The sequence below is a fragment of the Kitasatospora sp. NPDC058184 genome (genome assembly GCF_042883725.1).
Lineage (GTDB): Bacteria > Actinomycetota > Actinomycetes > Streptomycetales > Streptomycetaceae > Kitasatospora.
Genome location: NZ_JBHVVE010000001.1, coordinates 530,645 through 543,019, shown reverse-complemented (window position 1 = coordinate 543,019; position 12,375 = coordinate 530,645). Strand labels below are relative to the sequence as shown.

Below are 12,375 nucleotides of genomic sequence, written 5' to 3'. Positions count from 1 at the left end.
GGCCTACTCGCGGGTAACCGGGCCGGAACGCCGACGGGGCCCGGCGCACACGCGCCGGGCCCCGTCGCAGCGGGTCCTGGACCGGGGGACGCCCCGGGTCAGGGGTGTCCGGGTCAGGCCTTGCCGTTCGCCCGCTGCTCGGCGAAGCGGACCAGGGTGCGCACCGCGCTCGCGGTGCCGCCCTTCGGGGTGTAGCCGTACGGCGCGCTCTCGTGGAACGCCGGACCGGCGATGTCCAGGTGCGCCCAGTCGGTGCCCTCGGCCACGAACTCCTTCAGGAACAGGCCGGCCACCAGGCCGCCGCCCATCCGCTCGCCCATGTTGGCCAGGTCGGCGATGGTCGACTCGGTCATGCCCTTGCGCAGGTCGGCCGGCAGCGGCATCGGCCAGGACTGCTCGCCCACCTCGCCGGCCAGGGCGTGCAGGCCGTCGCGCAGCTCGTCGTTGTTCGACATCACACCGAAGGTGCGGTTGCCCAGGGCCAGCACCATGGCGCCGGTCAGGGTGGCCACGTCGACGATGACGTCCGGGTTCTCCTCGCCGGCCCGCACGATCGCGTCGGCCAGCACCAGGCGGCCCTCGGCGTCGGTGTTCAGCACCTCGACGGTCTTGCCGCCGTACATCCGCAGCACGTCGCCGGGGCGGGTGGCGGAGCCGGACGGCATGTTCTCGGCCAGCGCCAGCCAGCCGGTCACGTTGACGGCCAGGCCCAGGCGCTTGGCGGCCACCACGGCGGCGAACACGGCGGCGGCGCCGGCCATGTCGCACTTCATGGTCTCGTTGTGGCCGGCCGGCTTCAGCGAGATGCCGCCCGAGTCGTAGGTGATGCCCTTGCCGACGAACGCCAGGGTGGCCTTGGCCTTCGGGTGGGTGTAGGCCACCTTCACCAGGCGGGGCGGGTTCGCCGAGCCGATGCCGACGCCGATCAGGCCGCCGAAGCCGCCCTTGGTCAGCGCCTTCTCGTCCAGCACCTCGACCTTGAGGCCGTGCTCCTTGCCGGCCGCCTGGGCGAGCGCGGCGAAGCTCTTCGGGTTCAGGTCGTTCGGCGCGGTGTTGACCAGGTCGCGGGCCCGGTTCATCTCCTCGCCGATCGCGGTGGCGCGCTCCACGGCGGCCTTGGCGTCCTTGCTGCCCTTGCGGGCGGCCAGCACGACCAGCTCGCCGACCGGCTCCTTGCCGTTGCCGTCGCCCTTGTAGGTGCCGAAGGCGTACGAGCCGAGCAGGCCGCCCAGCGCGACCGCCTCGATGTCCGCCGCGGACTCGGCCGGCAGGGCCAGCGCGGCCTTCTTGGCACCGGCCAGGGTGCGGGCGGCGACACCGGCGGCGCGGCGCAGCGTCTCCAGCGCGTAACCGTCCTCGGCGGCCTCGCCCAGGCCGACCGCGAGCACGAGCGCGGCCTTCAGGCCGGCGGGGGAGGGGACCTTGACGGCCTCGCCCTCGGCGCCGGTCGCGCCCAGGGTGCTGAGGACCTCGGTCAGCTTGCCCTCGAACGCCTCGTTCACGGCCTCGGCACCGGGGGCCAGCACGATGCCCTTCGGGCCCTTCGCGACACCGACCACCAGGGCGTCCGCGCGCAGCGAGGCGGCGGAGGAGGTGCTCACAGACAATGCAGTCACGTAATGCGTCCTGTTCTTTCGCGGTCCACGGCCGGCCACGGCGAGGCTGCCGCACCGGCGCAGCCCGCGCTGTCGCAGGCCGTCCGCCGGCGGGCCTCCGGGTCCGGGCCCCCTGGCTGCGCGCGTCCGCCGGGGTGGCCGCGTACACCAGAGGCCCCGGCTCCTCGGTACGCGCCGGGCGGGCAGGACCTGCCACGGTGCAGGGCTGCGGTGCTCCACGCATGGTAGTCCGCATGGTGGGATCACGCGCCGCCCGGTGTCAGCCGAGCAACGCCAGGGCGAACAGCGAGGCGGTCGCGGCGGTTTCGGCCATCGCACCGAGCACGTCCCCGGTGATCCCGCCGAACCTGCGCACGCACCGCCGGAGCAGCAGCCAGGAGCAGCCCGTGCCGACCGCAACGGCCAGCGGGAGGCGGAGAACTGACCATCCGTCGAGCAGTCCGGCCGCGGCCAGGGCGAGCGCGGCGGCGGCCGTCGCGGCGGCGGCCCCGGCGGGCGGCACGGTGCCCGCGACCATCGCCCCCAGCCCGCCCGGCCGGGCGGCCGGCACCGAGCGCAGACAGCCCCAGGCGAGCGCGCAGCGGGCGGCCGTCGCCGAGGCGAGCACCGCGAGGGCGCCGCGCAGCGGGGAGTGGCCGAACTGTCCAGCCAGCGCGGCCACCTGGGCGAGCAGGACGAGGACCAGGGTCAGGACGCCGAACGGACCGATGTCGGACTGCTTCATGATGCGCAGCGCGTCCTCGGCCGGCTTCCCGCTGCCCAGCCCGTCGGCGACGTCCGCCAGGCCGTCCAGGTGCAGACCCCGGGTCAGCCCGGCGAGCACCCCCACCGCGGCCACCGCGCCGAGCAGCCCGCCCGCCCGCCAGGCCACCAGGGCGCCGGCCGCGGCCGCCAGGGTGCCCAGCACCAGCCCGACCACCGGGGCCGCCACCATCGCCCGGGCCGCCGCGGCCCGGTCCCAGCGCTCCACCCGCACCCGCAGCACGGACAGCGTCCCGAACCCGAACCGCAGGCCGTCGGCCCAGCCGGCCCGGTCGCCGCGGTCCGTCATGTGCGTGTTCCTCTCGAAGGTCAGACAGCAGGACAGTAGGAGAGGGCGGGAAAGCAAGAACGCCCCGGCGAAGGGGCGTTCTCCGGACGGCCGGGGCCGCCGCTACAGCTTCCGCAGCAGGTCCGCCGCCGAGGGCAGCCTCGGCTGCTCCTTCGGCGCGCCCGGCGCCGCCGGCACGAAGGGCTTCGGCGCCTCGTCCGCGAGCACGTCCCCCGCGGCCTGGAGCAGCGGCAGCGCCAGCAGCGCGCCGACGCCCTCGCCCATGGTGATGCCCTGGTCCTGCAGCGGCGTCAGGGTCAGCCGGTCGTACGCCTTCGCCTGGGCCGGCTCGCCGCTGGACTGCCCGGCGCGCCACCACTCCGGTGCCCGGAAGGCGATCCGCTGCGCGACCAGCGCGCAGGCCGCCGAGACCACGCCGTCCAGCACCACCGGCAGCCGTCGGACGGCCGCCTGGAGCAGGAAGCCGGTGATCGCGGCGAAGTCGGCGCCGCCGGTGGCGCCGAGCAGGGCCAGCTGGTCGCCGAGCACCGGCCGGGCCCGCCGCAGCGAGTCCCGGACGGTGGCGCACTTGACCATCCACACCCGGTCGTCGATCCCGGAGCCGCGCCCGGTCACCGCTGCCGCGTCGGTCCCGCAGAGCGCGCCGACCAGCACGCCGGCCACCGTGGTGGCGCCGACCCCGAGGTCGCCGAGCAGCACCAGGTCGGTGCCGGCGTCGGCCTCCTCGTCGGCGACGGCCATGCCGGCCCGGAACGCCCGGACGGTCTCCTGGGCGGTGAGCGCGTCCTCGACGTCGATCCGCCCGGAGCCGCGCCGGATCCGGTGGGCGACCACCTCGTCCGGGAAGTCGGTCGGGTCGGCGTCCACGGCGACGTCGACGACCCGCACCTGGGCGCCGTAGCGCGCGGCCAGCCGGGACACCGGCGCGCTGCCGTCGAGCACGGCCCGCACCCGGGCCGCGGTGCCGCCCCGGGCGGGCATCCGGGAGACCCCGAGCGCCGCCACGCCGTGGTCGGCGGCGAACAGCAGCACCTTGGGGGCGGAGACGGGCAGCACCGGCGAGCGCCCCTGTACGGAGGCCAGCCAGCTGCCCAGCTCCTCGAGCCGGCCGAGCCCGCCGCGCGGCCGGTCGGCCGCCTGCCAGCGCTCCTCGGCGGCCCGCCGGGCGCTCTCGTCGGGGCGCTCGACGAGCGAGGAGAACGTATCGAGATCCACGGTCGTGTCCATCGTCCGGAAGGCTACACGGCGCGGGTGTTCAGCCAACGGCTGGCTTGACGGTCAGCACCTGACCGGCCACCACCAGCAGGACCCGCTCCGAGGCGTCGGCCACGGCCATGTTGAGCCGGCCCAGGGTGTCGCGGAAGCGGCGGCCCGCGGCGGTGGCCGGGACGACGCCCATGCCGACCTCGTTGCTCACCGCGACGGCGGTCCGTCCGGTGGCCGCCCAGGCCCGCGCCAGCGCCTCGCAGCGGCGCTGCACGGCGGCCTCGCCGCCGGCCGCCCAGACCTCGTCGTCCCAGGCGCCGCACTCGTCCATCACGGCGGTCAGCCACAGGGCGAGGCAGTCGACCAGCACCGGTGCCGGGTCGGCCGGGTCGGCCAGCACGGCCTCCAGGTCGCAGGTCTCGGCGGTGCGCCAGCTCGCCGGCCGGCGCTCCCGGTGCAGCGCGACCCGCTGGGCCCACTCGGCGTCGCCGTCGCGGGTGCCGCCGGTGGCCACGTACAGGACGTCCGGACGGTCGGCGAGCAGCTGCTCGGCGCGGGTGGACTTGCCGGAGCGGGCGCCGCCGAGCAGCAGGGTGCGGGGCAGCGGGGGACGGGTGGGCTCGGATCGGGTCGCCATGCCGTCCATCCTGCCGGAGCAGGCATACGGAAGATCGGGCCGGGCAGGCTATGGTGCGCAGCAACACAGGCAGCGTGGTCAGTGGGAGGAGCCGGCATGGTCTGGACGTGGCGGTACGAGAAGGCGGACGGCAGCGCGGTGACGCCGGGCGCCGGCCAGGAGGAGTTCGCCGGCCAGGGGGACGCCGAGACCTGGATCGGGGAGACCTGGAAGCAGCTCGCGGAGGACGGTGTGGACACCGCGGTGCTGCTGGAGGACGACCGGGTCGTCTACTCGATGAGCCTGGGCGAGGAGTAGCGCGGACGGGGTGGAGCGGCCGCGGCGCGGCTACTTCGCCCCGATCACGTGCAGGAGCGCGGCGACCTGCCGGTACGGGTCGGTGCGGCCGGCCCGGTCCTCGGCTTCCAGGAGCTGGGCCAGCTGCCGCCCGTCCACCGGCGGGGCCGCGTCGTCCGGGGCGCTGTCGGTGAAGACCCGCACGCCGTACCAGTGCCGCAGCGGGACGGACACCTCGGAGAGGGTGACGGTGAGGTCGGCGAGCCGGTCGGCCCGTGCGGCCAGTCCGAGCCGGTTGTAGTACCGGTCGCTCTCGAAGGCGTGCAGGGCGGCCCGCCAGTCCCCGGCGGCGGCCGGCCGCAGGGCGAGCGCGTCGCGGTTGCGGACCAGCAGCGAGAGCAGCCCCCCGGGCGCCAGCAGCCGGGCCAGCGAGGCGATCATCGGGTCCGGGTCGGGCAGGTACATCAGGACGCCGTGGCAGAGCACCACGTCGAAGCTGCGCGGGCCGAACCAGCGCCCGCACTGGTGGCCGTCGCCGCTGAGCAGCTGCATCCGGCCGCGGACCTCCGGCGGCTCCTCGGCGAGCGCCCCCTGGGCGACGCCGAGCGCGACCGGGTCCGAGTCGATCCCGGTGACGTAGTGGCCGGCCCGGGCCAGCCGCAGGGCCTGGGTGCCCTGGCCGCAGCCGATGTCGAGGACGCGCTGCCCGCTGCGGTCGGCCAGCTGTTCGGCGAGCTGGCGGGCGACGAGCTCCTGGCGGACGAAGTTGCGCAGCCCGCCGAGCCGGTCCAGCCAGGCGCCGGTGCCGCCCGCGAAGGAGCCGCTGCGCGAGGGCAGCCGGCGCTCCTGGGCGAGGCGGTCGTGGCCGCCGTCGCCCTGCCCCGGCAGCGCGCCGCCCTGCCCGGGGAGTGCGTAGAGGCCGGGCCCCTCCCAGGAGGGCGGGGCCCAGCCGGAGCCGACCGGTTCGGCGGTCAGGGCTTCTCCCCGCGCCGCACCTGCGGCTTGGGCAGGCGCAGCCGGCGCATCTGGAGGGTGCGCATGATGCCGTACGCGACGGCGCCGCGGGTGTTCTGGTCGGCGAAGCGCTCGGCCAGCTGCTTGCGCAGGCCGAAGCCGAGGCGGACGAAGTCCAGGATCACCAGCACGAAGAACAGCAGGAACAGCAGCGTGGAGAGCAGCTGGAGCGCCGGCACCTTGACGATGCTGAGCACCAGGATGACCACGGCGGCCGGCAGGAAGAACTCGGCCAGCGACCAGCGGGAGTCCACGTAGTCGCGGGCGAACTTGCGCACCGGGCCCTTGTCACGGGCTGGCAGGTGGCGCTCGTCGCCGTTCATCAGCGCCTGGCGCTGCTTCTCGCGCTCGGCGCGCATCCGCTCGCGCCCCTGGCGGGCGGCCTCCTTGCGGTCCTTGGGCACGGTCACCCGGGTACGCCGGTTGGCCTCGGCCTCACTGCGCTTGGGGGTGGGGCGGCCCTTCTTGGCCTGCGGATCGCGGGCCTGGGTCGTCTCGTCCTGCTTCTCCAGCACGGTGGCGGAGGCGGCGGCATCATCTGAACGGCGTCGGAACACACCACCAGCGTACGGGGTGCGACGCGGCTTCCACGGGCGCCCTCGGAACCGAACACATATCGATACCGCCAGGTCGCCGTCCGAAGCGGGTTTCCCGGGCCCTTCCCGTAGGGGATCAGTCGGATGGACGATGGGGGGGATGAGGGGCGGATCCACCCGGGGGAGGAGGAAACGCCACTGGTCGCTGTAGCAGTCTTGTTGCAGGCAGGTGCACTGCGGCGAAGGGCTCGCTGCACATACACTCGTCGTGTCTGGTAACGAGATAGAGACCGCAGGCCGGAGAAGGGGGCACCCGAGGCCCATGAGCGACGGAATCATGAAGCGTATGGGGCTGATCTTCCGCTCCAAGGCGAACAAGGCCTTGGATCGGGCGGAGGATCCGCGTGAGACGCTTGACTACTCCTACCAGAAGCAGCTTGAGCTGCTCCAGAAGGTACGGCGTGGTGTCGCGGATGTCGCGACCTCGCGCAAGCGGCTCGAACTCCAGCTGACGCAGCTCCAGCAGCAGTCGGCGAAGTACGAGGACCAGGGCCGCAAGGCGCTGTCGCTCGGCCGGGAGGACCTCGCCCGCGAGGCGCTGACCCGCAAGGCCAACATGCAGTCGCAGATCAATGACCTGGAGACGCAGTACCAGCAGCTCCAGGCCGAGGAGGAGAAGCTCACCCTCGCCTCCCAGCGACTTCAGGCCAAGGTGGACGCCTTCCGCACCAAGAAGGAGACCATCAAGGCGACGTACACCGCCGCCCAGGCGCAGACCCGCATCGCCGAGTCCTTCTCCGGGATCTCGGAGGAGATGGGCGACGTCGGCCTGGCGATCCAGCGTGCCGAGGACAAGACCGCCCAGATGCAGGCCCGGGCGGGCGCGATCGACGAGCTGCTGGCCTCCGGTGCGCTCGACGACGCGAGCGGTCTCGGCCGCAAGGACGACATCGAGGCCGAGCTGGAGCGGGTGGCCGGCGGTTCCGACGTCGAGTTGGAGCTGGCCCGGATGAAGGCCGAGCTCTCCGGTCCCTCCTCGGCCGGCCCCGCCGCGATCGAGCAGGGCAAGCAGGACGTCCAGCCGCAGCCGCAGCAGGACACCCCGCGCATCAACTACAACAAGTGATCTGAGCTCGACCCCACGAACCAGGGAGACGCACGGCATGATCATGAGGGTCATGGGTGAGGGGCAGTACGAGGTGGGCGACGACCACCTGAACCTGCTCAACGAGCTCGACGCCGAGCTCGTCACCGCAGTGGAGTCGGGGGACGAGGCGCTCTTCCGTGAGGCCTACGGCAAGCTCATCGAGGCGGTGAAGCAGTACGGTACCCCGGTGCCGCTGGATTCGCTGGAGCCGTCCGAGCTGATCCTGCCGAGCGCCGACGCGACGATCGACGAGGTCCGCGAGCTGCTGATGGCCGACGGCGAGGGCGTGATCCCGGGCTTCCCGGAGTAGGGCCGCGGCCGCTGCCAGACGAAAGGGCGGGCCCCCTCCACCACGGAGGGGGCCCGCCCTTCGGCTGTTGTCCGCGGACGGCTACGGCAGGGCCAGCATCCGGTCCAGTGCCGCCTTGGCGTACGTCTCGGTCTCCGGGTCGACGGTGATCACGTTCGGCACCCGGCCCTCGACCAGCGACTCCAGCGCCCAGACCAGGTGCGGCAGGTCGATCCGGTTCATGGTCGAGCAGAAGCAGACCGCCCGGTCCAGGAAGACGATCTCCTTGTCCGGGTGCGCCTTGGCCAGGCGGCGGACCAGGTTCAGCTCGGTGCCGATGGCCCACTTGGAGCCGGGCTCGGCGGCGTCCAGCGCCTTGATGATGTACTCGGTCGAGCCCACCATGTCGGCGGCCGCGACGACCTCGTGCTTGCACTCGGGGTGCACCAGGACGTTCACGCCGGGGATCCGCTCGCGGACGTCGTTCACCGAGTCCAGGCTGAACCGGCCGTGCACCGAGCAGTGGCCGCGCCAGAGGATCATCTTGGCGTCCCGCAGCTGCTCGGCGGTCAGGCCGCCGTTCGGCCGGTGCGGGTTGTAGACGACGCAGTCGTCCAGCGAGAAGCCCATGTCCCGTACGGCGGTGTTGCGGCCGAGGTGCTGGTCGGGCAGGAAGAGCACCTTCTGCCCCTGCTCGAAGGCCCACTCCAGGGCGCGCTTGGCGTTGGAGGAGGTGCAGATGAGGCCGCCGTGCCGGCCGGTGAAGGCCTTGATGTCGGCGGAGGAGTTCATGTACGAGACCGGGACGGTGACGTCGGCTATGCCGGCGTCGGTCAGCACGTCCCAGCACTCGGCGACCTGCTCGGCGGTGGCCATGTCGGCCATCGAGCAGCCGGCCGCGAGGTCCGGCAGGACGACCTGCTGGCGGTCGCTGGTGAGGATGTCCGCGGACTCGGCCATGAAGTGCACGCCGCAGAAGACGATGTACTCGGCCTCGGGGCGGGCGGCCGCGTCGCGGGCGAGCTTGAAGGAGTCGCCGGTGACGTCGGCGAACTCGATCACCTCGTCGCGCTGGTAGTGGTGGCCGAGGATGAAGACGCGGTCGCCGAGCGCGGCCTTGGCCGCGCGGGCGCGCTCGACGAGGTGGGGGTCGGAGGCCGGGGGGAGGTCACCGGGGCATTCGACGCCGCGCTCGCTGTTCGGGTCGGCCTCACGGCCGAGCAGCAGCAGAGCGAGCGGCGTCGGAGTGGGGTCGACGCCGTGGGTCTCGGTGATGGTGGTGGTCACGGGCGGGTGCCCTTCTGTGCGGCCGAGCTAGCGGTGGGGCCTTTTCGTCTAACTGACGCTATCTATTCTAACCGCTTAGCGTCAGAGTGACGATGGCCATCCTGTCGATGTGACGAGAACCGCTCGTCGAATCGGATGCTTCCGGGCGTGGCCGAATCGATACTTCGAAGCCGACGGGTATGGCTGAGCCCATGAAAGCAATCGCGATCAACCGCTACGGCGGCCCCGAGGTGGTCGAGTACACCGACCTGCCCGACCCCAAGGTCGGGCCCGACTCCGTCCTGGTCGAGGTCCGGGCGGCCGGGGTGAACCCGGTGGACTGGAAGGTCCGGGACGGCGCCCTGGACGGCATCCTCGACGCGCACTTCCCGCTGGTCATGGGCTGGGACGTGGCCGGCGTGGTCCGCGCGGTCGGCGGCGGGATCACCGAGTTCGCCCCGGGCGACGAGGTGTACGGCTACGTCCGCAAGGACGCCGTCGAGCACGGCACCTACGCCGAACTGGTCTCCGCCCCCGTCCGCACCCTGGCCCGCAAACCGGCCGCGCTGGACTGGGCGCAGGCCGGCGGCCTGCCGCTGGCCGGGCTCACCGCCCTGCAGGGCCTGCGGGCGCTGCGCCTCGCCGAGGGGGAGACCGTCCTGGTGCACGCCGCCGCGGGCGGGGTCGGTCACCTGGCGGTGCAGGTGGCCCGGGCCCGCGGCGCCCGGGTGATCGGCACCGCGGCCGAGCGCAACCACGACTTCCTGCGCGGCCTCGGCGCCGAGCCGGTGGTGTACGGCGAGGGCCTGGCCGACCGGGTCCGCGCGCTCGCCCCCGACGGGGTGGACGCCGCCCTCGACCTGGTCGGCCACGGCGCCGTCCAGCTCTCGGCCGGCCTGGTGGCGGACCCGGGCCGGATCGCCTCGATCACCGACTACGGGGTCAAGGCGCTCGGCGGCCGGTACGTCTGGGTCCGCCCGGACGCCGACGACCTCGCCGAGCTGGCCGCGCTCGCCGACGACGGCCGGCTGACCGTCACCATCGCCTCCACCTTCCCGTTGGCCCAGGCCGCCTCCGCCCAGGCGCTCAGCGCCGAGGGCCGCACCCGGGGGAAGATCGTGCTGCTCGTCCCGTGACGGCCGCCCGCCCGTCATCCGACGGCGGTGAACTCGTCCAGGTCATCCGCCAGAATGGTGGCGAACCGTTTCGGCAGTGGCAGCCCACCGCCGGAGCGCCCCGCCGAACCCCCCGTACGACCCGTGGAGCCCCTCACCCATGACCAGCAGCCGAGCGCACGAGGTGGTCGGGGCCGACCTGGACGAGACCGACCGGCTCCTGCTCGCCCGGCTCGGCAGCGACGGCCGCGCCTCGTACGCCGAGATCGGGCTGCAGGTGAACCTCTCCGCCACCGCCGTGCGCCGGCGGATCGACCGGCTGCGGGCGCGCGGCGTGGTGCGGGGCTTCACCGTGGTGCTCGACCCGTCCGTGCTGGGCTGGCAGACCGAGGCCTTCGTCGAGGTCTACTGCCGCGAGCGCACCGCCCCCGAGGAGATCCTCGCCAGCCTGCGGCAGTTCCCCGAGGTGGTCGCCGCCTGGACGGTCACCGGCGACCCGGACGCCCTGGTGCACCTGCGGGCCGCCGACATGCGCCACCTGGAGGCCGTCATCGAGCGCATCCGGCGCGAGCCCGGAGTGCAGCGCAGCCGCTCCTCGGTGGTCCTCTCCCAGCTCATCGGCTGACCGCCCGCCGGCCGCCCCCGGACCGTACGCAGGAATCCTGCGCGGACCCGCCCGAAGACGCCCGAAACCTGCCTGACCAGCCGCGTTCCGACGCGCGGGGAGGGCCCGGTGCTGCCTACGCTGATCACGTCCGGTCGTCGCGGTGAAGCGTCCCGCCGACCGGACGCCCCCCGACACCCCCACGCCGAGAGGGACCGCCGTGTCCGCAGCACCCGACCGCATGCACCGGCCCGACAACGAGCTGGTCGACCTGGTTTTCGACTACATGCGGGAGCGGCTGCAGTACGACCCCGTCCCGCTCGACCACCCCGGTGACGGCGAGCACCTGCGCACCCAGCTGGCCGGCCTGCTGAACCAGGACGGCAACAACCCGGTCGACGTGCTCAAGCTGTACGACCACGAGCTGTCCCGGGCGGTCATCTCCGCCGACAGCCCCCGCTACCTGTCCTTCATCCCGTGCGCCCCGACCAAGGCCGCGCTGCTGTTCGACATGGTCGTCTCCTGCGCCTCCCTCCAGGGCATCTCCTGGCTGGAGGCGGCCGGCGCGATCGCCGCCGAGAACCAGGTGCTGCGCCTGATCGCCGACCGTGCGGGCCTGCCCCAGTCGGCCGGCGGCTGCTTCGTGTCCGGCGGCTCGGCGGGCAACCTCTCCGCCCTGGTGGTCGCCCGCGACACCGCCCGCCGCAAGCTGGGTGTCGGCCCGGAGGCCCGGCTGCGGATAGCCGTCGCCGACCAGGTGCACTCCTCGGTCAAGAACACCTTCAACATCATCGGCGTCGAGGCCTTCAAGGTCCCGACCGTCAACCGGCGCTTCACCGGCGAGGCGCTGCGCGCCGCCCTGGCCGCCGACCCCAACCCGGAGACGGTGATCGCCGTCGTCGGCACCGCCGGCACCACCAACGAGGGCATCGTCGACGACCTGGCCGGCCTGGCCGAGGTCGCCCGCGAGCGCGACCTCTGGTTCCACGTGGACGGCGCCTACGGCGGCGCCGGCCTGTTCGCCCCCTCGGTGCGCGAGCGCTACAACGGCATCGAGCACGCCGACTCCTTCGTGGTCGACCCGCACAAGTGGCTGTTCGCCCCCTTCGACTGCGCCGCGCTGATCTACCGCAACCCGCAGCTCGCCCGCGCCGTGCACACCCAGGACGCCTCCTACCTGGACGTCCTGCACACCGAGGGCGACGAGTGGAACCCCACCGACTACGCCTACCACCTGACCCGGCGCGCCCGCGGCCTGCCGCTCTGGTTCTCGCTGGCCGTCCACGGCGTCCAGGCCTACACCGACGCCATCGAGGCCGGCCTCACCCTGGCCCGGGAGACGGCCCAGCTGATCCGCGAGAGCGAGCACCTGGAGCTGCTGTTCGACCCGCAGCTCTCGGCGGTCTGCTTCAAGCGCAGGGGCTGGACCAACGACGACTACTACCGCTGGTCGCAGCAGCTGCTCGCGGACCAGATCGGCTTCGTCACCCCCACCGGCTGGGACGGCGAGACGGTGGCCCGCTTCGCCTTCCTGCACCCGGGCACCACCATGGAGATGGTCAAGGAGATCCTGGACACCATGGTCTGAGCCCCCTGACGCCCGTACGGCCCCCTCCGG

12 protein-coding genes and 1 pseudogene are annotated in these 12,375 nt (G+C 73.5%); 6 read left to right on the top strand and 7 right to left on the bottom strand.

From position 1 onward, the window contains the following. Nucleotides 1–113: 113 nt before the first annotated feature. The 4 genes and pseudogenes from ACFVXH_RS02490 to cobU all read right to left on the bottom strand — a co-directional run. Complete coding sequence (locus tag ACFVXH_RS02490; RefSeq protein ID WP_380737814.1) at nucleotides 114–1,616, bottom strand: leucyl aminopeptidase; 1,503 nt, start codon at nucleotides 1,614–1,616, stop codon at nucleotides 114–116. Between the two features lie 259 nt (nucleotides 1,617–1,875). Beyond that, entirely contained in the window at nucleotides 1,876–2,667 is a 792-nt protein-coding gene (locus ACFVXH_RS02485) for an adenosylcobinamide-GDP ribazoletransferase (protein WP_387819690.1), read from the bottom strand. A 102-nt stretch (nucleotides 2,668–2,769) separates the two neighbouring features. Beyond that, on the bottom strand, nucleotides 2,770–3,894 hold the full coding sequence (locus ACFVXH_RS02480) for a nicotinate-nucleotide--dimethylbenzimidazole phosphoribosyltransferase (RefSeq protein WP_387819688.1): 1,125 nt from the start codon (nucleotides 3,892–3,894) through the stop codon (nucleotides 2,770–2,772). A 28-nt stretch (nucleotides 3,895–3,922) separates the two neighbouring features. Next, a pseudogene (cobU, locus tag ACFVXH_RS02475) lies at nucleotides 3,923–4,483 on the bottom strand (bifunctional adenosylcobinamide kinase/adenosylcobinamide-phosphate guanylyltransferase); the annotation flags it as partial. Between the two features lie 123 nt (nucleotides 4,484–4,606). On the opposite strand from cobU, the gene ACFVXH_RS02470 reads away from it, so the two are divergent. Then, nucleotides 4,607–4,807, top strand: a complete 201-nt coding sequence (locus ACFVXH_RS02470; protein WP_049651853.1) for a hypothetical protein — start codon at nucleotides 4,607–4,609, stop codon at nucleotides 4,805–4,807. A gap of 30 nt (nucleotides 4,808–4,837) precedes the next feature. Here ACFVXH_RS02470 and ACFVXH_RS02465 read toward each other — a convergent pair whose 3' ends face one another. After that, nucleotides 4,838–5,578: a class I SAM-dependent methyltransferase gene (locus ACFVXH_RS02465; protein ID WP_387819892.1), complete on the bottom strand. Its 741-nt coding sequence runs from the start codon at nucleotides 5,576–5,578 to the stop codon at nucleotides 4,838–4,840. Between the two features lie 179 nt (nucleotides 5,579–5,757). Further along, a complete protein-coding gene (locus ACFVXH_RS02460; protein ID WP_241852715.1) occupies nucleotides 5,758–6,357 on the bottom strand; it encodes a DUF3043 domain-containing protein in 600 nt (199 codons plus the stop codon). Between the two features lie 316 nt (nucleotides 6,358–6,673). Here ACFVXH_RS02460 and ACFVXH_RS02455 point away from each other — a divergent pair, with 316 nt between their 5' ends. Next, the gene (locus ACFVXH_RS02455; protein WP_049651861.1) at nucleotides 6,674–7,462 is read left to right on the top strand and encodes a PspA/IM30 family protein; all 789 of its coding nucleotides are present in this window, start codon (nucleotides 6,674–6,676) and stop codon (nucleotides 7,460–7,462) included. 37 nt (nucleotides 7,463–7,499) lie between these two features. Continuing rightward, nucleotides 7,500–7,793, top strand: a complete 294-nt coding sequence (locus ACFVXH_RS02450; RefSeq protein ID WP_049651850.1) for a hypothetical protein — start codon at nucleotides 7,500–7,502, stop codon at nucleotides 7,791–7,793. A gap of 81 nt (nucleotides 7,794–7,874) precedes the next feature. Here the strand turns inward: ACFVXH_RS02450 and nadA are convergent, their stop codons facing one another. Next, nucleotides 7,875–9,059 (bottom strand): quinolinate synthase NadA, encoded by a 1,185-nt coding sequence (gene nadA, locus ACFVXH_RS02445; RefSeq protein WP_234348387.1) that lies wholly within the window; start codon nucleotides 9,057–9,059, stop codon nucleotides 7,875–7,877. Nucleotides 9,060–9,250: 191 nt separating this feature from the next. On the opposite strand from nadA, the gene ACFVXH_RS02440 reads away from it, so the two are divergent. From ACFVXH_RS02440 to ACFVXH_RS02430, 3 genes are all read left to right on the top strand, one after another. After that, nucleotides 9,251–10,174, top strand: a complete 924-nt coding sequence (locus ACFVXH_RS02440) for an NADP-dependent oxidoreductase (protein WP_387819685.1) — start codon at nucleotides 9,251–9,253, stop codon at nucleotides 10,172–10,174. Nucleotides 10,175–10,313: 139 nt separating this feature from the next. After that, nucleotides 10,314–10,778 carry an Lrp/AsnC family transcriptional regulator gene (locus ACFVXH_RS02435; protein WP_049651848.1) on the top strand — a complete coding sequence of 155 codons (465 nt, stop codon included), beginning with the start codon at nucleotides 10,314–10,316 and terminating at the stop codon, nucleotides 10,776–10,778. A 199-nt stretch (nucleotides 10,779–10,977) separates the two neighbouring features. Then, nucleotides 10,978–12,345, top strand: coding sequence for a pyridoxal-dependent decarboxylase (locus ACFVXH_RS02430; RefSeq protein ID WP_117487462.1), 1,368 nt, complete (start codon nucleotides 10,978–10,980; stop codon nucleotides 12,343–12,345). The last annotated feature ends 30 nt before the right edge of the window (nucleotides 12,346–12,375 follow it).

Excerpts from the sequence above, each read along its gene's own strand:
- ACFVXH_RS02485 (WP_387819690.1), bottom strand. The coding sequence starts at position 2,667 with ATGACGGACCGCGGCGACCGGGCCGGCTGGGCCGACGGCCTGCGGTTC.
- ACFVXH_RS02480 (WP_387819688.1), bottom strand. The coding sequence starts at position 3,894 with ATGGACACGACCGTGGATCTCGATACGTTCTCCTCGCTCGTCGAGCGC.
- ACFVXH_RS02470 (WP_049651853.1), top strand. The coding sequence starts at position 4,607 with ATGGTCTGGACGTGGCGGTACGAGAAGGCGGACGGCAGCGCGGTGACG.
- ACFVXH_RS02455 (WP_049651861.1), top strand. The coding sequence starts at position 6,674 with ATGAAGCGTATGGGGCTGATCTTCCGCTCCAAGGCGAACAAGGCCTTG.
- ACFVXH_RS02450 (WP_049651850.1), top strand. The coding sequence starts at position 7,500 with ATGATCATGAGGGTCATGGGTGAGGGGCAGTACGAGGTGGGCGACGAC.
- ACFVXH_RS02440 (WP_387819685.1), top strand. The coding sequence starts at position 9,251 with ATGAAAGCAATCGCGATCAACCGCTACGGCGGCCCCGAGGTGGTCGAG.
- ACFVXH_RS02435 (WP_049651848.1), top strand. The coding sequence starts at position 10,314 with ATGACCAGCAGCCGAGCGCACGAGGTGGTCGGGGCCGACCTGGACGAG.